Below are 16,643 nucleotides of genomic sequence, written 5' to 3'. Positions count from 1 at the left end.
CGCCGACTGCCCCCGAGGGGGCCGGTCACACCGTGCGGGCGGCGGAAAACGGGGAACGCGTGTGCCGGTGAGCACCGGGCGGCGAGGAGAAGACATGGACGGCGACGACGGCAACCGCGCCTGCGGCCGCCAGACGTTCACCCGGTCCCGGAGCCGCTTCACGGACCGGATCGCCACCGACGGCCGGGACGGCCCGCCGGTGCAGGAGGGCCGTCCCGGGCTGGTGGTCTCGCGCGCCTGTCCGTGGGCGAGCCGGGCGGTGATCTCACGTCGGCCGCTGGGGCTGGAGGGCGCGCTGTCGACGGCGGTCGCGGATCCGGTCCAGGACGACCGCAGCCGACGGTTCACCCTGGACCCGGGCGGCCGGGACCCGGTGCCCGGCATCCGGTTCCTGAGTGAGGCCTACGACCGGCGCGAGAAAGGCCACCCCGGCGGGGTCGGCGTGACCGCGGTCGTGGACGTGCCCAGCGGACGGCTGGTCGCCAACGACCGCCAGCGGCTCACCCTCGACCTGGCGACCGAGTGGACGGCCCCGCACGGCCCCGGCGCGCCCGGCCTGTACCCGGCCGGCCGGCGCGCGGAGATCGACCGTGTGATGGCCGAGGCGTACGAGGACGTGAACAACGGCGTGTACCGGGCGGGGTTCGCCACGCGCCGGAAGGAGTACGAGGAGGCGTGCGCGGGCGTCTTCCGGCGGCTGGAACTGATCGGCGGCCGGCCGGCCGGGCAGCGGTATCCGGTCGGCGACACCGTCACGGAAGCAGACATCCGGCTGTTCACGACGCTGGTCCGGTTCGGCGCCGTCCACCACGGCCACGTCAAGTGCAACCGCTGGAAGCCGACGGACAACCCCGTGCTGTGGGCGTAGGCCCGGGATCTCACCGGGTCCGGTGCCCCCTGGCGAACGGGTGGCCCCCGAGGGACGGCCCGCATGAGGGCCGTCCGACGAGGAAGAGGTGACACATGGGCAAGACAAAGAAGAAGAAGCTCCCCTTCGTCTACCAGCCGATCGGTTTCGCGCTCAGCTGGGCGAGTGGCGCGCTGGCCGGTATCGCCTTCCGGAAGGCCTGGATGGCGCTCCGGCACGAGGAGGACGCGCCGGACGCGTTGGACCAGGACCGGGGGTGGGGGGAGATCCTGTTGGCCGCGGCGGTGCAGGGGGCGATCTTCGCTGTGGTGCGCAGTGCGGTGAACCGTACGGGCGCGAAGGCCATTGCCCGGTCCACTGGAGTGTGGCCGGTGGCTGACAAGCCGGCGCCCTAGGGACGCGGGCCGTACCCGGCCACGGATGCGTCGTGCCCCTTCGGGGCGCCTCAGCCGGTGGCGACGGGAAGCCACTCCCCGTCGCGCATCAGCTCTCGGCCCCGTAGCTCGTTCTCCTCGCGCCACGCCTGCACGCGGTGCGGGAGGACCCTGAAGTACAGGTAGCGGTTGGAGAGTTGGCGGGGGTCGAAGCCCGTCTTGCCGGCGAAGACCTCGGCGTCCTCCTCGGGGAGGTCCTCCGGGGTGACCGACTGGACGGTGCCCTCGATCACGACGACGTCCCGGGTCGGGCCCAGGCCGAGGCGGGCCCGGCCGGTGGACACGAGGTTGCGGCCGGTGGGGCTCTCGGCCGGGGTGGCGATCAGCAGAGTGGCGCCGTCCCACACGAAGGACAGCGGCACGAGATAGGGGGCGGCGCCGTCGGGGCCGGCGGTGGCGACCCACACGTCGACGTCGTTCTCCAGCCGGTGGAGGGTGTCCTTCTTGCGCTCTGCGGCGGTGCGGGCGGGCGGTGGGGTCATGGCGTACGGCCTCCTCGGGATCCGGATCCCGTCCAGTGTGGCCGTCGGCCCCCGGTCCCCGCACGAATGTGATCAAGGCGTGTCCGGGCGGCCGCCAGGAGAAGCTCCAGGGCGGCCGGGTAGGAGCTGGAGCGCATGGTGGCGACGAGATGGGGGGCCGTGGCCGCGATGTGCGGGTGGGTCTCGGCGGGCAGCCGGCCGTAGGTGCTCCGCCACACCTCCGCCTCGGCCTCGCGCGCGGCCCGGGGCAGGGCGGTGCCAGCGGAGTCCAGGGCGCCGAAGGCGAGGGCCTGGTCGACGAACGCGTGGTAGATCCGCACCGCCTCCTGGTCCGGGAACCCGGCCGACCGCAGCACGCCGAGGATGCTCTCCACGGCCTGGACCTCATGGGCGCGCCCGGTGACACGGTGGGAGCTGAGCATCGCCGCCCGGGGGTGCGCGAGCGCCCCGGCGTGCATGCGCAGGCCCAGGTCGCGCAGGTCGGCGGCCCAGTCGCCGGTCGGCCGCCAGGTCCGCAGGGTACGGCCGATCAGCTCGTCGGCGATGGCCAGCATCAGGTCATCGGTGTGCCGGAAGTACCGGTAGAGGGAGCTGGGGTCGGCGCCGAGGGCCCGGCCGAGGCGGCGCACGGAGAGCGCGTCGGCGCCGTGCTCCTCGATCAGCCGGAGGGCGGTCTCCACGATCAGTTCCTCGGACAGCATCACGCCCTGTTTGGTGGGGCGGCGGCGCTGCCGGGCGGCGGCCGGGACGACTCGGTCGGTCATGGGGCCTCCCTCGGGGTGTGCCCGGACCTTATGACAACACCGTTGACCTGTGAAGTGCCCCGGCAGTTTCATGTCCGGTCACCGGGGCCGTCCGGGGCCCCGCGGTGCGAGCGGAGAACCGGCCATGAGTGAGACACCCTTGGGAGTGGATCCCCCCGCGCGGCCCGAGCTGCGCAGGTCCCTGAGCGTGGTGGACGGCGTCGCCGTCGCCGCCTCCAGTACGGCCGCCACGACCAGCATCGGCATCGGGCTGGGGGTGACCGCGGGCGTGGTCGGCCCGCATCTGCCGGCCATCATGCTGCTGGCGTTCCTGCCCGTCCTCGGCATCGCCGGGGCCTACTCGCGGCTGAACCGGGTGGAGCCGAACGCCGGCAACGGCTATGTGTGGGTGGGCCGTTCGCTCAGCCCCTGGCTCGGCTTCATGGTGGGGTGGGTGAACTTCGTGGCGAGCGTGGCCTTCCTCGCCTACACCACGGCCGTCACGGGTTCGGCGCTGCTGCAGCTGGCCGGGGAGGCCGGCCTGCACCGGATCGGCTCGCTCGGTCTCGATCCCGGCTCGACCGCGCAGACGACGGCGGTGGGGATCGTCGCCCTGGTGGCCGTCACCCTGACCGCCGTGACCGGTGTCCGCACGGCGGCCCGGCTGCAGACCGGGCTGCTGGTCTTCGAGTACGTGGTCCTGCTCGGGTTCTGCGGCTACGGCATCGTCACCGGGCCGCACTCCTTCAGCCTGTCCTGGTTCGACCCGTTCGCCATCCCCTCGGCGACCGCGCTGGCGCAGGGTCTGCTGCTGTCGGTGTTCTGCTACTGGGGGTTCGAGGCGGCGTTCACCGTGAACGAGGAGGTGCGGGACCCGGCGGACGCCTCCCGGGCCGGGACCATCACCCTGGTGACGATGCTCGGGCTGTTCCTGCTCGGCTCGGTCGCCTTCCAACGGGTCCTGTCCCAGGGCGAGTTGGCCGGTCACGGCGCACAAGGACTCGCGTACTTCGGGGACCGGCTGGCCGACCGGCCGCTGGCCGCGCTGCCGCTCGTCGCGCTGATGTTCTCGGCGGTGGCCTCGCTGCAGGCCGGGGTCATCCCGACGGCGCGCGGGATGTTCGCGATGAGCCGGGACCGTACCCTCGGACCGGTGTGGTCCAGGGTCAGTGCCCGGTACGGGACCCCGGCGGCCGGGACGCTGCTGATCGGGGCGCTGGCCGTCGTCGTGGCGGCGGGCGCGCTGGTGATCCCGCGCCTCGCCGACATGATCGACGCGATCGTGAACGCCGTCGGCATCGTCGTCGCCCTGTCCTACGCGCTCACCGCGCTCGCGGCCGCCGTACGTTTCCGCTCCCTGCTGCGGGAGGACTGGCGGCAGGGCGTCCGGGCGGTGCTGCTGCCCACGCTCAGCGCGCTGGCCCTGCTGGGCCTCGGCGGCTATCTCGGCTGGTCCTTCTACACCTCCGCCGACCATCTCGAACTCCGGGCGGACAACGGCTGGTTCCTGCTGCTGATGCCGGTCGCGATGATCGTGTCCGGGTTCGCGGTGGCCGCGTGGGCCAAGTGGGGGCGCAGGTCGCCGTACTTCCGCACCGGGGCGGGCACCGACGCCGACTCCCCCGCGCTGCTCACCACCTCCAACTGACCGACCAGGAAAGGCATCATGCACCCTGACCTCCTCTTCACCGGCGGCCCCGTCCTCACTGCGGACGGCCGTACGGCGACCGCCGTGGCCGTCACCGGGGACCGGATCACCGCCGTCGGGCACGACGAGCTGCGCGGCCTCGCCGGACCGCGCACGGACGTGGTCGACCTGGCCGGACGGCTGCTGCTGCCCGGCTTCCAGGACGCGCACGTCCATCCGGTGCCGGCGGGCCTGGAACTGGGCCAGTGCGATCTGTCGGGCACGACGACGGCCGAGGAGACCGTGGCCACCGTACGGGCGTACGCCGAGGCCCATCCGGAGCGGGAGTGGATCCTGGGCGGCGGCTGGTCGATGGAGGCGTTCGCGGGCGGCACGCCGACGAAGGAGCTGCTGGACGCGGTGGTACCGGACCGGCCCGTGTATCTGCCCAACCGGGACCACCACGGTGCCTGGGTCAACAGCCGGGCGCTCCAGCTGGCGGGCATCGGCCGGGACACGCCCGACCCGGCCGACGGGCGGATCGAGCGGGACGCCGCCGGAGAGCCGGGCGGCACGCTCCAGGAGGGCGCGATGCAGCTGGTCGGCCGGCTCACCCCGCCCGCCACACCGGCCGACCGGCTGGCCGCGCTGCTGCACGCCCAGCGGCATCTGCACGCGCTCGGCATCACGGCCTGGCAGGACGCGCTGGTCGGTGACTTCCTCGGCATGGACGACCCGGCCGAGGCGTATCGCGCGGCGGCGCGGGACGGCTCGCTCACCGCGCGGGTGCGGGGCGCGCTGTGGTGGGACCGGGAACGCGGGGCCGAGCAGATCCCCGAACTGGTGGAAAAGCGAGCCGCGTTGAGCCACGGGCGGTTCCGGGCGGGCACGGTGAAGCTGATGCTGGACGGGGTCGCCGAGAACGGTACGGCCGCGTTGCTCGACCCCTATCTGGACCGGTGCGGGTGCGCGACCGCCAACCGCGGCAAGAGCTTCGTCGACCCGGAACAACTGCCCGAGTATGTCACCGAGTTGGACGCCCTCGGCTTCCAGTGCCACTTCCACGCCCTGGGCGACCGGGCGGTACGCGACGCGCTGGACGCCGTCGAGACGGCCCGCGCCGCGAACGGGCCGGGCGACACCCGGCCGCATCTCGCGCACCTCCAGGTCGTGCACCCCGACGACGTGCCCCGCTTCGCCCGGCTCGGCGCCACCGCGAACATCCAGCCGCTGTGGGCCGCGCACGAGCCGCAGATGGACGAGCTGACGATCCCCTTCCTCGGCGCGGAGAGGGCCGCGTGGCAGTATCCGTTCGGGGCGCTGCTGCGGTCCGGGGCGCGGCTCGCGGCGGGCAGCGACTGGCCGGTGAGCAGCCCCGATCCGCTCCAGGGCGTCCATGTCGCGGTCAACCGGGTCGAGCCGGGAGGCAGCGGCCCGGTGTTCCTGCCGCACGAGCGGCTCGGCCTCGCGGACGCGCTGACGGCGTACACGGCCGGGTCCGCGTACGTGAACCATCTGGACGACACCGGCCGGGTGGCCGTCGGCGCGCTCGCCGATCTGGTCGTGCTGGACCGCGATCCGTTCGCCGGGCCGCCGGAGGCGATCGCGGAGACGGCGGTGGCGCTCACCTACGTGGGGGGTGAGCGGGTGTACGCCGCCGAGTGAGTGCCGTTCGCGGCCGATCCGGGTCCGCCGCAGTCGGCCGGCACGGGTCAGCGGGTCTGCTGGAACGTCCGCCGGTACGCCTGCGGGGACACCCCGATCGCGGCGTGCAGGTGCTGGCGCAGCGAGGCGCCGGTGGCGAAGCCGACCTCGGCGGCGATCCGGTCCACCGGCAGGTCGCTGGACTCCAGCAGATGCCGGGCGCGGGCGACGCGCTGCTGGATCAGCCAGCGGCCGGGGCTGAGGCCGACCTCGTCGTTGAAGCGGCGGGCGAAGGTGCGCAGGCTCATCCGGGCGTGGCCGGCGAGGTCGGACAGGGTCAGCGGCTCGTCCAGGCGCTCCAGGGCCCAGGCGCGGGTCGCGGCCGTGCTCGCCGCGCCGCTGACGGGGACCGGCTGCTCGATGTACTGGGCCTGGCCGCCGTCCCGGAACGGCGGGACGACGCAGCGGCGGGCGACGGAGTTGGCCAGCTCGCTGCCGTGGTCGGTGCGGACGATGTGCAGGCAGATGTCCACGCCGGAGGCGGCTCCGGCGGAGGTGAGGATGCGGCCGTCGGCGACGAAGAGGACGTCCGGGTCGAGGTCCACCCTCGGGAAGCGGCGGCGGAACACGTCGGCCACCTGCCAGTGGGTGGTGGCCCGGCGGCCGTCGAGCAGGCCGGCCTCGGCGAGCACGAACGCGGCCGTGCAGATCGAGACGATCCTGGCGTCCGGGCGGATGCGGGCGAGGGCCGCGGCGACCTCGTCCGGCAGCCCGGCGGGGATGTGGGCGGGCGGCATCGAGGTGACCACCACGGTGTCCGCCGTCCGGAGGATCTCCGGGCCGTGCTCGACACCGATCGTGAAGTCGGCGTTGGTGCGCACCGGGCGGCCGTCGACCGTGCAGGTCAGCACCTCGTAGCGGCCGTCGGCGGCCCCGAAGATGCGGCTGGGGATGCCCAGCTCGAAGGGGTAGACGCCGTCGAGGGCGAGGACGACCACCCGCTCGGGACTCGGTTTGCCATGCATGGCACGATCTTATCGAAGGTTGGCATTCATGCCATTTTCCGGAAGGGCTGCTCCGGGCAGGCTGGGTGACCATGAGCGATGTGAACACGATGCGAGCCATCGGCCAGGACGTCCTCGGCGGTCCCGAGGTTTTGAAGGAAGTACGGGTGCAGCGGCCGAAGCCGGGCCCCAACCAGGTGCTGGTCCGGGTCCGGGCGGCCGGGGTCAACCCCACCGACTGGAAGCACCGGGCCACCGGCGGCTTCCTCGGCGAGCCGCCGTTCGTCCTCGGCTGGGACCTCTCCGGCGAGGTCGTCGAGACCGGGATCGGCGTGGCCGCCTTCGAGCCCGGCGACGAGGTCTTCGGCATGCTGCCCTACCCGTACGGCCACGGCTCGCACGCCGAGTATGTGATCGCCCCGGTGCGCGCCCTGACGCACAAGCCGGCCTCGATCGACCACACCCAGGCGGGCGCGCTGCCGCTGGTGTCCCTGACCGCCTGGCAGGCGCTGACCGAGCACGCGGACGTACGGCCCGGGCAGCGGGTGCTGATCCACGCGGCGGCCGGCGGGGTCGGGCATGTGGCGGTGCAGATCGCCAAGGCGCGCGGGGCGTACGTGATCGGCACGGCCAGCGCGGGCAAACACGACTTCCTGCGGGAGATCGGCGTGGACGAGCCCGTCGACTACCGGACGACCGACGTCACCGAGGCGGTGCGGGACGTCGACGTGGTCCTGGACACGCTCGGCGGGGACACCTCCGTGGAGTCGCTGAAGGTGCTGCGGCCGGGCGGTGTCGTGGTGTCGATCCTGCCGGTGGGCTCGGCGGACTTCCACGACGAGGCCGAGCGGCGCGGTGTGCGGGCCGTGCGCATGCTGGTGGACGCCGACCGGGCCGGGATGCAGAAGGTCGCGGAGCTGGCGGGGTCCGGGAAGCTGAGGGCGACGATCGCCGGGACGTTCCCGCTGGCCGAGGCGGCGAAGGCGCACGAAGTGGGCGACACCGGACGGACCGCGGGGAAGCTGGTCCTTCTGGTCGACTGAGCGGCAACACCCGGCCGTCTGAGCAGGGTTACCGGGCGACACGCTTCAAACTCGAAGACATATGTCAACCGAACATGCTCAAATTCCTTCCATCGAGGGTAACTTGACGATCGGGAGACCGACGTCCGGGAGCGGGTGGGAGGTGATGCCGTCGTGCGAGACGAGCCTGCACCACTCACCCGTCACCTCCGTGTGTACGAGCACAGGACGCACACGGTGCTGGAGTTGCGGGGCGAGATCGACCTGGTCTCGGCGGCGGAGCTCGGCCCGTCGCTGGACCGGGTCACCGGCCGGTCCGGGGCACGGGTCGTCATCGACCTGCGGTCGGTGGAGTTCTTCGACTGCTCGGGGCTGCGGCTGCTGTACCGGGCCCGCGCAAGGGTGCTGGACGGCGGCGGGCAGCTGCACCTGGTGTGCACGCACCCGCTGACCCTGCGCGTCTTCCGGGTCACCGGTCTGTCCCGGCTGCTGCCACCGCACCCGACGCTGGACGCGGCTCTGGCTACGACTGCTCGAACAGGGCGCTGACCGATTCACCGTTGTGGATGCGCCGTACCGCCTCGGCGAGGGCCGGGGCGATGGTGAGCACCCGCAGCTTGTCGGTGTGCTCCTCCTCCATGGGGAGCGGCACGGTGTTGGTGCAGACGATCTCCAGCACGTCCGGCTGCTCGCTCAGCCGCTTCAGCGCACCCGCCGCGAACAGCCCGTGCGTGCACGCCACCCGGACCGTCCGCGCGTCCAACTCCCGTAGCCGGGCCAGCAGTTCCAGCACCGTGCTGCCCTTGGCGATCTCGTCGTCCAGCACGATGACGTCCCGGCCGGTGACATCCCCGATGACGGAGCTGATACTCACCCGGTCGTCCGCGAACCGCTGTTTGGCGCCGGCCGCCACCGGCGTCCCGATCAACCGGGCGAAGGCGGCGGCCTCCTTGGCGTTGCCCAGGTCCGGCGACACGACCGTGGTCCGGGCCAGGTCGTACCGCCTGAAGTGCGCGGCGAGTTCGCGCAGCGCGTTCAGATGGTCCACCGGCACCGAGAAGAAGCCGTGCACCTGCGGGGAGTGCAGGGTCATGGCGAGCACCCGGCTCGCGCCCGCCGCCACGAGCAGATCGGCGACCAGCCGGCCGCCGATGGAGATGCGCGGCGCGTCCTTCTTGTCGGAGCGGGCGTAGGAGTAGTGCGGCATGACGACGGTGATCCGGCCCGCGGAGGCGCCCCGGGCGGCGTCGCACATCAGCAGCAGCTCCACCAGGTGCTCCTGCACCGGCCGGACCAGCGGCTGGATCAGGAAGACGTCCCGCTCCCGGCAGTTGGCCTGGAGCTGCACTCCCAGACAGTCGTTGGCGAACCGGCTCGTCCGGGTGGGGCTGAGCGGCACGCCGAGGTGGGCGCAGACCTCGCGGGCCAGATCGGGGTGGGCGTTGCCGCTGAAGACGGCGATGTCTCGCATGATCCGCTCCTCGCCTGATCACCGCAGGACCGGGATCATGCTACCGACTGGGGCCGCATCGGTAGAGGGTCTGCGCGGTGGCCGTGCGCGCGTCGCCGAACGAAGTCGTCCCGCCGTAGGCCGAGGCCGGGACCTCGGTGCAGGCGGACCGCACCCAGGCGGTGATCTGCGCGGCGGCCGTCTTCCCGGTGCCTGCGAGAGCCGGGCGCGTGCCGCGGCCGCCGCCCAGCAGCACGTACCGCAGCTTTCCGTCGTCGACCAGCCGCCGGAACCGCGCCCGGGTGGGAAACGGCACACGGCCGCTGAATCCGCCGAGCGGCAGCACGTGGGCACCGGTCGCCAGGATGTACGGCGACGCTGCGCTCCAGCCGGCTGCCGCGAACACGTAGGTGGCGGAGCCCTGGTGCGCGCGGGCGTAGTCGAGCAACCGGCGCTGGTCCGCGGTCAGTGAGCCGCTGCCGTCCGCGCCGACGGAACCGCCCCGGCCCGAGCCGCGCACGCCGGGGGCCGCCCGCCCGGGCATCCGGCCGCCGGCCCAGGCCGCCCGGCCGAACCGACCGGGTCCCGAGCGGGCCGCCCCGGGGCCGCGGTTCATGGCGGACGGGCCGACCGCGCCCATGACGGAGGTGCGGTAGACCGGGTTGAAGACCTGTACCGCCCACGCGCTCGGCGCGAGGAGCAGGGCGGCCAGGGCGGCGGCCGGCCCGGCGAGCGCGAGGTGGCCCGCGGCGCGCGGCCGACCGGGCCGGGCGAGGAGGAGCAGCACCACCGCGGCGATGCCGAGCACGGCCACCGCGGGGGCCAGCCAGGGCAGGAACGACGGGAACCGGCCCGCGAGATACGCACTCCAGGCGGCCGTCGCCGCGACCGCGCCCGGCAGGGCCCAGGCGCGGCGCCCGCCGGCCCGGTGGGCGCGCCACATCTGCACGCTTCCGGCGCCGGTGAGCGCGGCGAGCGGTACCGCGATCACGCCCATGTAGTACGTGTGGCCGCCGACGCTGCCGGCGCTGAAGACCAGGAAGTACACAGCGAGCCAGGCGGTCCACAGGACGTATCCGGCGCGCAGCCGGTCGGTGCGCGGCCGTCCCCGGCACCACAGCAGTCCGCAGACCGCGGCCACCGCGGCGACGGGGTAGAACCAGCCGGTCTGCGAGGCGAGCGCCGTGCCGAACATCTTCGACCAGCCGTTCTGGCCCCCGGCGAACCCGCCGGCGCCCAGTGGGCCCGCACCCGGCCCGGCGGTGGCCGGGGTGAGTGCGGGTCCACGAGGGTCCCGGACGAGGCCGGCACCCGTGCCACCCGTGCCACCCGCGCCGCCGAAGGCCTGTCCGGCGCGGGTATGGCCGCCTCCGCCGCCCTGGGTCGCGCTCACGCTGCCCGTGGCGGCCGCGCTGATGCCGAGCGAGGAGAAACGGTTCAGGAAGTTGTAGCCGACCACCATGCTGAACGCGGAGTTGTTGGTGGTGCCGTCCACGTACGGCCGGTCCTTGGCCGGGGCGAGGGTGACGGCGAGGATCCAGGACGCCGACACGGCGGTCATCACCAGGGCGGACACGCCGAGGTGCAGCAGACGCCGGCGCAGCGTGAGGGGTGCGGACAGCAGGTGGACCAGCGCGAGCGCCGGCAGTACGGCCCACGCCTCCAGCATCTTGGCCTGGAAGCCGAGCCCGACCCAGAAACCGGCCGCCAGCAGCGGGCGCAGCCGGCCGTCGCGGGCGGCGCGTCCGGTGGCCTCGGCCGCCAGCAGCAGGCACAGCGTGAACGCGGGGTCCTCGACCGCGGTGCGGAACAACCCGACCGCCACGGGGGTCACCAGGAAGGCCGTGCAGGCGATCAGCGCCGCGTTCACACCCGCCCAGCGGCGCACCAGGCGGTGGAGGACGAGCAGACTCGCCACTCCCTCCAGGACCTGCGGCAGTACCAGCGCCCAGGGATGGAATCCGAAAAGCCGTGCGGAGAGCGCCTGCGGCCACAGGAATCCCGGCAACTTGTCGAGCGTGATGGAATTCCCGGGGTCGAAAGAGCCGTAGAAGAACGCCTTCCAGCTCTCCGTCATGCTGCGGGCGGCGCTCGCGTAGAACGTGTGGTACTGGCTGTGGTCGATGCCCCAGCCGTAGAGAACGGCGGCGAGCACGGTGAGGAGCAGCAGCGCAGGGCGCGCGTACACGGGCTCGTCCGCCGGTGATCGCCAGAGTGCGCGACGGGCGGCACCGGTGGACGCGGTTGCGTCGAGGACGTTCGTGGCCATGCGCAGCAGTCTTCGTCAACCGCGCGCCTCGACCACGCCGTAGCGGCTCCCTTCAAGGAAACTCTCACCACACCCAGAGAATCTCTTTAGTCACACTACTTTGAATTTGCATCAGAAAAGCACGTTCATTGCCTGCGGCTGGATTCCGCCGTACACAGGAATCCGACAGCCGTCGCACAGGTGCCGGTCAGCCGCCGAGCACCGCCGGCAGGGCCAGCACTCCCAGCACCGTGGCGCCCATCAGCAGCCAGGCCACGTAGTCGCCGACATGGCCGGACTGCAGCCGGCGCAGGGGCCGGGACCAGTCGGGGGCGGCGGTCCAGTGCGGTCGGGTCACCGCGAGGCCGGCGAGGGCGACGGCCAGTGCGGTGGAGGCCAGGCCGAGCAGGACGCCGTGCACCGTCCACTGCGCCGAGGACTGGGCGCCGCCCGACCCGGCCTCGTTGACGGAACGGGCCACCAGGTCGCCGAATCCGGGGACCGCTCCGACGGCGAGGGCGGCGGCGAGCAGCACGGCGGGGACCGTCCTCATGGTGTCCGGGATCCGCCTCAGCGGGCCGGTCGTCTCGGGCTCCTCCTCGGATCCGCTGGTCTCCAGGTCGGCGTCGGCCTCCTCGGGTCGCGGCCCGAGGCCGCGGAACACGCGTGCGGTGACCCGCAGGACGGCGCCGGCGGTGACCGCGGAGGCGGCCACGTACACCACGGTGAGCGGGCCGCCGACCGCCTCCTCGGTGACCGCCTTGCCCAGGCCCGTACCGAACGGGGGCAGGCCCGCGAGGCCGAGGCCGCCGACGGCGAACATCACCGCGGTCGCGCGCATTTCGCGGGCCCGGCCGTGCAGCGTGTGCTCGTCGAGGCAGCCGTAGCGGTCGAGCAGGACGCCCGCGCAGGCGAACAGCGCGGCCTTCACTCCGGCGTGCCCGAGGATGTAGAGGGCGACCCCGTCGTCGCCCTGGGGGGTGAGGACGCCGATGCCCACGAGGAACAGGCCCGTGTGGGCGACGGTGGAATAGGCCAGGAGGCGCTTGATGTGCCGTTGGTACCAGCACATGACGGCGCCGGCCGCGGCCGTGAGCGCGCCGAGCGTCACCAGGGCCCGGGTCAGATCGGCGGCGGGGATGCCGCCGGGGCCGGCGAAGACGGTGCCGTACACCCGCCAGACGCCGTAGACGCCGAGTTCGACCATCACCCCGGACAGCAGCATGCACACCGGGGTGGGGGCGACCGCGTGGGCGTCCGGGAGCCAGAAGTGGAAGGGCACGGCGGCCGCCTTCACCAGCAGCCCTGTCAGCACGAGGACGAAGGAGGCGAGGACCAGCCCGTCCGCTCCGCCGTGTCCGGCCGCCGCGTCGAGACCGCGCCCGATCTTCGCCATGGCCAGCTCGCCGGTACGGGCGTACAGCAGGCCGATGCCCATCAACATGGCGTAGGCGCCGAGGGAGTTGACGACGCCGAAGGTCAGCGCGCCCTGTACGGCCTTCGGGTCGTCGATGCGGTAGCCGGTGAGCGCGTACGCGGTGACGCTCATCAGCTCGAAGAAGACGAACGCGTTGAACAGGTCGCCGGCGATGACGAACCCGCACATGGCGCCCTGGAACAGCAGCATCAGCGCGGTGAAGGCGCCGGGGTGACCGCGCGGCGGTTCGTCGAAGTAGCGCCAGGAGTAGGCGAGGGCGGCCAGTGTCAGCAGGGAGACGAGCGCGGCCATGCCGAGCGAGGGGCCGTCGCCGACCACGACGATGCCGACGCTCTCGCCGCCGACGGGCAGCCAGCCGCCGACCCACTCGACCATCGGCGGCGAGGAGTTCAGCAGCAGCACCAGCGCGAGGGCGGCCGTACCGCCGGAGACCACGAAGCCGGTGATCTCGGCGGCGGTCCGGGGCAGATGGCGGCCGACGACCACCAGCAGGGCGGCGCCGAGCAGGGGGAGCGCGACGAGCAGTGGGAGCAGATGGTGCATCAGCCGCGCAGCTCCCGCAGTTCGTCGGGGTCGACCGTGCCGTGCCGTTTGGCGATCTGCAGGACGAGGGCGAGCAGCAGCGCGGTGACGGTGGCGCCGACGACGATGTCGGTGAGGGTGAGCGCCTGGACGACCGGGTCGACCACCGGCCGGGAGCCGGGCTCGATGTCGGAGAAGACGGGTGCGGTGGCGCCGTCCCGGTAGCCGACCGCCAACAGCAGGACGTAGGTGGAGGACTGGCAGACCGCGAGACAGCCGACGGCGTGGATGAGGTTGCGGCTGGTGGCGAGGCCGTAGCAGCCGGTCAGGAAGACGTAGGCGGCGACCAGGTAGGGAAGGACGTGCATCACGGTGGTCAACTCCCTTGCTCCTCCTCGATCTCGACGGCCTGGTCGAGGAAGTTTGCGAGCAGCACGACGACCGCGCTCGCCACCTCGATGCCGATGGCCGCGTTCAGCAGGGGGACGGTGCCGCCGGAGGACAGGGTGTTGAAGGTGCCGTACGGCAGCAGCGTGTTGGCCAGGAAGGCGGTGCCGGCCAGGACCCCGGCGAGGCCCAGCACGAGGTAGGAGGAGACGGCGAGGGCGTCGGAGGTCTCGTAGACGGCGAGCGGGCGGATGCGCTCCAGCGCGCGGTAGTCGGCGCCGAGGTACAGCAGGTGCAGGGCGGTCGCGGCGACGACTCCGCCCTGGAAGCCGCCGCCGGGGCTGAGCTGGCCGTGGGCGATGACGTAGAGGCCGGTGACCAGGGCGACGGGCAGCACGATCAGGGCGTAGCGGCGGACCGGCCGGGCCACCTCGGCGGGTTGCGGCTGGGCCCGGTGCTCGTCACGGGCCTGGCGCAGCAGCACGACGCAGCCGAGCACGGCCGCGAACAGGATGCTCATCTCGCCGAGGGTGTCGTAGGCGCGCTGGTCGAAGTTGACGGAGGCGATGGTGTTGGCGGTGTGCCGGGTGAGGGAGGCGTGCACGGCCCGGGTGCCGTACGGATGGCTCCGGCCGCCGAAGCCCGGCAGGTCGAGGCAGGCGGCGACGAACAGAGCGGCCAGGCCGGCGCCGCCGAGGGCCAGCAGGGCGAGCCGCAGCCGCTTCACTTCGCACCACCGTCCTCCGGGCGACCGCGGCGTCTGACCTTGCGCACGCTCAGCATGATCAGCAGCGGGGTGAGCGCGGAGCCGACGGCCAGCTGGGACAGGCCGACGTCCGGGGCCTGGAGCACGGTGAACAGGACGGCCAGCACGGACCCGAGCACGGACAGCACCAGTGCCTGCCGTGCGGGGTCGCGCTGGACCACGGCGGCGGTGGCGGAGCCGGCCATCAGCAGCAGGGCCACGACGATCACGGCATCGTCCACGCCACACCTCCGCTCGCGCCTGCCGACGGTTCGTCAGCCACCGCGTAAGCCTTCGTCCGGAGCGGTGACACCGGGCCCGCCCCGCGCTCCGGCGACCGCCCGGCGAGCAGATGAACCGCCACGCGTCTGTGCGACCGTCCCACCAGCGCTACGGCCGGCCCGCACGCCTGCCGCGCGTCGGCCCGCACAGCCGTCGCCGTGCAAGGCCGCGCGAACGCACCCGCCCTCGCCCGCTCCTGGGCTTCGCCCCAGTGGATGTCAGCCACCCCGTACCCCCCGGAACCCACCGGACAGGGCGCGTGAGGCGATGACGTTGCCGCTGATCAGGAGGGCACCGATGACCAGGAGCTTCACCATGGCGCGGCCGGGGCCGGTGGCGGCGCAGACGGCGGCCACGACCACCGCGCCCAGTGCGGCGGCGGTCCAGGTCAGCGCCCAGGCGCTCGGCCGTTCCCCTTCCAGGTCGTCGGAGAGGAGCCGGGCGAAGACGAGCGTGCCGACCGGGCCGAGCAGGGCCAGCAGCAGGGCGAGGTCGACGTAGGCCGGGCGACCGTAGCCCTGGGAGAGCAGCAGCAGGGCCGGGCACAGGGCCGAGGTGGTCATGTTCTGGGCGACGACCCGGCGGGCCGGCCCCCCGGTGGTGACACCCCACAGGGCGGCCGCCCCTCCCCCGCCCAGTTCGACGGTCGCCGCGAGGATCCAGCCGTTCACCGCCAGGTCACCGCCCGTCGGCCGGCCCGTGCCAGCAGCGCCCCGAGGGCCGCCGAGCTCCCGCCGACGACCCACTCCAGGAGGTAGACCGGTGTGATGAGCACCAGCCACAGCAGTATCAGCGCCCCCCACCAGGCGAGGAGTTCACCGAGGGCGAGGAGGGCCGTGCGGGGGGCCGTACGCCGGGTCATCGACCACCTCCTCGGTCCGCTCTGCTCACATGCACTGCGAATTGTCCGGTGTGCCGCTCGGGGCATCCAAGCACCGCCGGGCCCCTGAGGGGCGGCGGCACGCGGATCCGCAGCCGGAGTGCCCCGGGAGCGTGAACGGAAACCCGTTGTGCGCCCGAAGCCGCCCGGGCGACGGCATCCCGGGCCGGTTGCCGGGTAACCGGTCCACGACCCAGGGGAGTTCACCACTGGAGGACCGCATGGCCCGAACCGTCCCGCGGCTGCCCGCGCTGCTGAGCGCACCCGGGAAGCGGGCGCCGACCGCAAAGACCCGTCGGCCCGCCGAGCGGCACGCGCTGCCCCTCGCCCTGCGGCTCTCGGCGATGCTGGTGGCCTTCGTGTTCATGGTGGCGTTCGCGGTCGCGCTGGCCCGGATCACGCTGGAGCCGTCACCCGCCTCGGCGCATCTGACGCACAGCAATCTGCACCCCGGCCGCTCTCTGCGGGCCTACCTGGAGCGGGCGCGGACGGTGGACGCGGTGCGGCAGATCGGCGGGAACCTGCTCCTCGGAACCCCGTTCGGGGTGCTGGTGCCGGTCCTCGCGCCGCGTGCCCGAGGGACGCTGCGGGTACTGGCGTTCACGGCGCTGGTGATGCTGACGGTGGAGCTGGCACAGGGCGCGCTGGTCACCGGGCGGGCCTTCGACATCGACGACGTCCTGCTCAACACCGCCGGGGCGCTGCTCGGCCGGCTGCTGCTGGGACGGCGGCTCGGGCGGGCGGTGCACCGGCGCGTGCGCGAGCCGAAGCCCAAGTGATCGGCTGATGGATCGTCAAGGACTGGTCTGAACCAGGGTATTGACGACCTCTTTTCTCACTCCTTAAATCAAGAGGCGTCCCACCCCC

General features: G+C 73.2%; 17 protein-coding genes and 1 pseudogene. 7 read left to right on the top strand and 11 right to left on the bottom strand.

The genetic code is table 11. The annotated features are described in order from the left end of the window. Positions 1-94: 94 nt before the first annotated feature. Positions 95-865 (top strand): annotated as a pseudogene (locus ACWGJ5_RS01450) (glutathione S-transferase C-terminal domain-containing protein); the annotation flags it as partial. Positions 866-963: 98 nt separating this feature from the next. Next, complete coding sequence (locus ACWGJ5_RS01445) at positions 964-1,263, top strand: DUF4235 domain-containing protein (protein ID WP_453307753.1); 300 nt, start codon at positions 964-966, stop codon at positions 1,261-1,263. A 50-nt stretch (positions 1,264-1,313) separates the two neighbouring features. On the opposite strand, the gene ACWGJ5_RS01440 is transcribed toward ACWGJ5_RS01445, so the two are convergent. Both ACWGJ5_RS01440 and ACWGJ5_RS01435 read right to left on the bottom strand, forming a co-directional pair. After that, positions 1,314-1,784, bottom strand: coding sequence for a pyridoxamine 5'-phosphate oxidase family protein (locus tag ACWGJ5_RS01440; RefSeq protein WP_453307752.1), 471 nt, complete (start codon positions 1,782-1,784; stop codon positions 1,314-1,316). Next, on the bottom strand, positions 1,781-2,548 hold the full coding sequence (locus ACWGJ5_RS01435; RefSeq protein WP_453307751.1) for a TetR/AcrR family transcriptional regulator: 768 nt from the start codon (positions 2,546-2,548) through the stop codon (positions 1,781-1,783). Before ACWGJ5_RS01435 ends, ACWGJ5_RS01440 begins: the two co-directional genes overlap by 4 nt. 124 nt (positions 2,549-2,672) lie before the next feature. Between ACWGJ5_RS01435 and ACWGJ5_RS01430 the strand changes: the two genes are divergently transcribed. Together ACWGJ5_RS01430 and ACWGJ5_RS01425 are read left to right on the top strand one after the other, a co-directional pair. Next, positions 2,673-4,175, top strand: a complete 1,503-nt coding sequence (locus ACWGJ5_RS01430) for an APC family permease (protein ID WP_453307750.1) — start codon at positions 2,673-2,675, stop codon at positions 4,173-4,175. Positions 4,176-4,193: 18 nt separating this feature from the next. After that, positions 4,194-5,819, top strand: coding sequence for an amidohydrolase (locus ACWGJ5_RS01425; protein WP_453307749.1), 1,626 nt, complete (start codon positions 4,194-4,196; stop codon positions 5,817-5,819). Positions 5,820-5,866: 47 nt separating this feature from the next. Here the strand turns inward: ACWGJ5_RS01425 and ACWGJ5_RS01420 are convergent, their stop codons facing one another. Then, complete coding sequence (locus ACWGJ5_RS01420) at positions 5,867-6,823, bottom strand: GlxA family transcriptional regulator (protein WP_453307748.1); 957 nt, start codon at positions 6,821-6,823, stop codon at positions 5,867-5,869. A 71-nt stretch (positions 6,824-6,894) separates the two neighbouring features. Here ACWGJ5_RS01420 and ACWGJ5_RS01415 point away from each other — a divergent pair, with 71 nt between their 5' ends. After that, positions 6,895-7,845: an NADP-dependent oxidoreductase gene (locus tag ACWGJ5_RS01415; protein ID WP_453307747.1), complete on the top strand. Its 951-nt coding sequence runs from the start codon at positions 6,895-6,897 to the stop codon at positions 7,843-7,845. Between the two features lie 153 nt (positions 7,846-7,998). Then, positions 7,999-8,373, top strand: a complete 375-nt coding sequence (locus ACWGJ5_RS01410) for an anti-sigma factor antagonist (RefSeq protein ID WP_453307746.1) — start codon at positions 7,999-8,001, stop codon at positions 8,371-8,373. Here the strand turns inward: ACWGJ5_RS01410 and ACWGJ5_RS01405 are convergent. The 8 genes from ACWGJ5_RS01405 to ACWGJ5_RS01370 form a co-directional block, all read right to left on the bottom strand. Next, positions 8,348-9,295, bottom strand: coding sequence for a ribose-phosphate diphosphokinase (locus tag ACWGJ5_RS01405; RefSeq protein ID WP_453307745.1), 948 nt, complete (start codon positions 9,293-9,295; stop codon positions 8,348-8,350). The genes ACWGJ5_RS01410 and ACWGJ5_RS01405 overlap by 26 nt on opposite strands. A 40-nt stretch (positions 9,296-9,335) precedes the next feature. Next, positions 9,336-11,543 (bottom strand): ArnT family glycosyltransferase, encoded by a 2,208-nt coding sequence (locus tag ACWGJ5_RS01400; RefSeq protein WP_453307744.1) that lies wholly within the window; start codon positions 11,541-11,543, stop codon positions 9,336-9,338. Between the two features lie 187 nt (positions 11,544-11,730). After that, positions 11,731-13,503 carry a complex I subunit 5 family protein gene (locus ACWGJ5_RS01395; RefSeq protein WP_453307743.1) on the bottom strand — a complete coding sequence of 591 codons (1,773 nt, stop codon included), beginning with the start codon at positions 13,501-13,503 and terminating at the stop codon, positions 11,731-11,733. Then, positions 13,503-13,850 carry a sodium:proton antiporter gene (locus ACWGJ5_RS01390; RefSeq protein WP_453308249.1) on the bottom strand — a complete coding sequence of 116 codons (348 nt, stop codon included), beginning with the start codon at positions 13,848-13,850 and terminating at the stop codon, positions 13,503-13,505. The genes ACWGJ5_RS01395 and ACWGJ5_RS01390 overlap by 1 nt, the downstream gene beginning before the upstream one ends. Positions 13,851-13,858: 8 nt before the next feature. After that, positions 13,859-14,596 carry an MnhB domain-containing protein gene (locus ACWGJ5_RS01385; protein ID WP_453307742.1) on the bottom strand — a complete coding sequence of 246 codons (738 nt, stop codon included), beginning with the start codon at positions 14,594-14,596 and terminating at the stop codon, positions 13,859-13,861. After that, positions 14,593-14,856 (bottom strand): Na(+)/H(+) antiporter subunit B, encoded by a 264-nt coding sequence (locus ACWGJ5_RS01380; protein WP_228623726.1) that lies wholly within the window; start codon positions 14,854-14,856, stop codon positions 14,593-14,595. Before ACWGJ5_RS01380 ends, ACWGJ5_RS01385 begins: the two co-directional genes overlap by 4 nt. A 258-nt stretch (positions 14,857-15,114) precedes the next feature. Continuing rightward, on the bottom strand, positions 15,115-15,567 hold the full coding sequence (locus tag ACWGJ5_RS01375) for an MrpF/PhaF family protein (RefSeq protein ID WP_453307741.1): 453 nt from the start codon (positions 15,565-15,567) through the stop codon (positions 15,115-15,117). Beyond that, positions 15,564-15,758 carry a hypothetical protein gene (locus ACWGJ5_RS01370; protein ID WP_453307740.1) on the bottom strand — a complete coding sequence of 65 codons (195 nt, stop codon included), beginning with the start codon at positions 15,756-15,758 and terminating at the stop codon, positions 15,564-15,566. Before ACWGJ5_RS01370 ends, ACWGJ5_RS01375 begins: the two co-directional genes overlap by 4 nt. Positions 15,759-15,997: 239 nt before the next feature. Here ACWGJ5_RS01370 and ACWGJ5_RS01365 point away from each other — a divergent pair, with 239 nt between their 5' ends. Beyond that, positions 15,998-16,555, top strand: a complete 558-nt coding sequence (locus tag ACWGJ5_RS01365; protein ID WP_453307739.1) for a VanZ family protein — start codon at positions 15,998-16,000, stop codon at positions 16,553-16,555. The last annotated feature ends 88 nt before the right edge of the window (positions 16,556-16,643 follow it).

The organism is Streptomyces sp. NPDC054783 (assembly GCF_053611725.1).
This window is presented reverse-complemented; position numbering and strand designations above follow the sequence as displayed.

What these genes read in the sequence shown, in the direction of transcription:
- ACWGJ5_RS01445 (WP_453307753.1), top strand. Translation starts at nt 964, where the DNA reads ATGGGCAAGACAAAGAAGAAGAAGCTCCCCTTCGTCTACCAGCCGATC.
- ACWGJ5_RS01440 (WP_453307752.1), bottom strand. Translation starts at nt 1,784, where the DNA reads ATGACCCCACCGCCCGCCCGCACCGCCGCAGAGCGCAAGAAGGACACC.
- ACWGJ5_RS01435 (WP_453307751.1), bottom strand. Translation starts at nt 2,548, where the DNA reads ATGACCGACCGAGTCGTCCCGGCCGCCGCCCGGCAGCGCCGCCGCCCC.
- ACWGJ5_RS01430 (WP_453307750.1), top strand. Translation starts at nt 2,673, where the DNA reads ATGAGTGAGACACCCTTGGGAGTGGATCCCCCCGCGCGGCCCGAGCTG.
- ACWGJ5_RS01425 (WP_453307749.1), top strand. Translation starts at nt 4,194, where the DNA reads ATGCACCCTGACCTCCTCTTCACCGGCGGCCCCGTCCTCACTGCGGAC.
- ACWGJ5_RS01420 (WP_453307748.1), bottom strand. Translation starts at nt 6,823, where the DNA reads ATGCATGGCAAACCGAGTCCCGAGCGGGTGGTCGTCCTCGCCCTCGAC.
- ACWGJ5_RS01415 (WP_453307747.1), top strand. Translation starts at nt 6,895, where the DNA reads ATGAGCGATGTGAACACGATGCGAGCCATCGGCCAGGACGTCCTCGGC.
- ACWGJ5_RS01405 (WP_453307745.1), bottom strand. Translation starts at nt 9,295, where the DNA reads ATGCGAGACATCGCCGTCTTCAGCGGCAACGCCCACCCCGATCTGGCC.
- ACWGJ5_RS01400 (WP_453307744.1), bottom strand. Translation starts at nt 11,543, where the DNA reads ATGGCCACGAACGTCCTCGACGCAACCGCGTCCACCGGTGCCGCCCGT.
- ACWGJ5_RS01395 (WP_453307743.1), bottom strand. Translation starts at nt 13,503, where the DNA reads ATGCACCATCTGCTCCCACTGCTCGTCGCGCTCCCCCTGCTCGGCGCC.
- ACWGJ5_RS01390 (WP_453308249.1), bottom strand. Translation starts at nt 13,850, where the DNA reads ATGCACGTCCTTCCCTACCTGGTCGCCGCCTACGTCTTCCTGACCGGC.
- ACWGJ5_RS01370 (WP_453307740.1), bottom strand. Translation starts at nt 15,758, where the DNA reads ATGACCCGGCGTACGGCCCCCCGCACGGCCCTCCTCGCCCTCGGTGAA.
- ACWGJ5_RS01365 (WP_453307739.1), top strand. Translation starts at nt 15,998, where the DNA reads ATGGCCCGAACCGTCCCGCGGCTGCCCGCGCTGCTGAGCGCACCCGGG.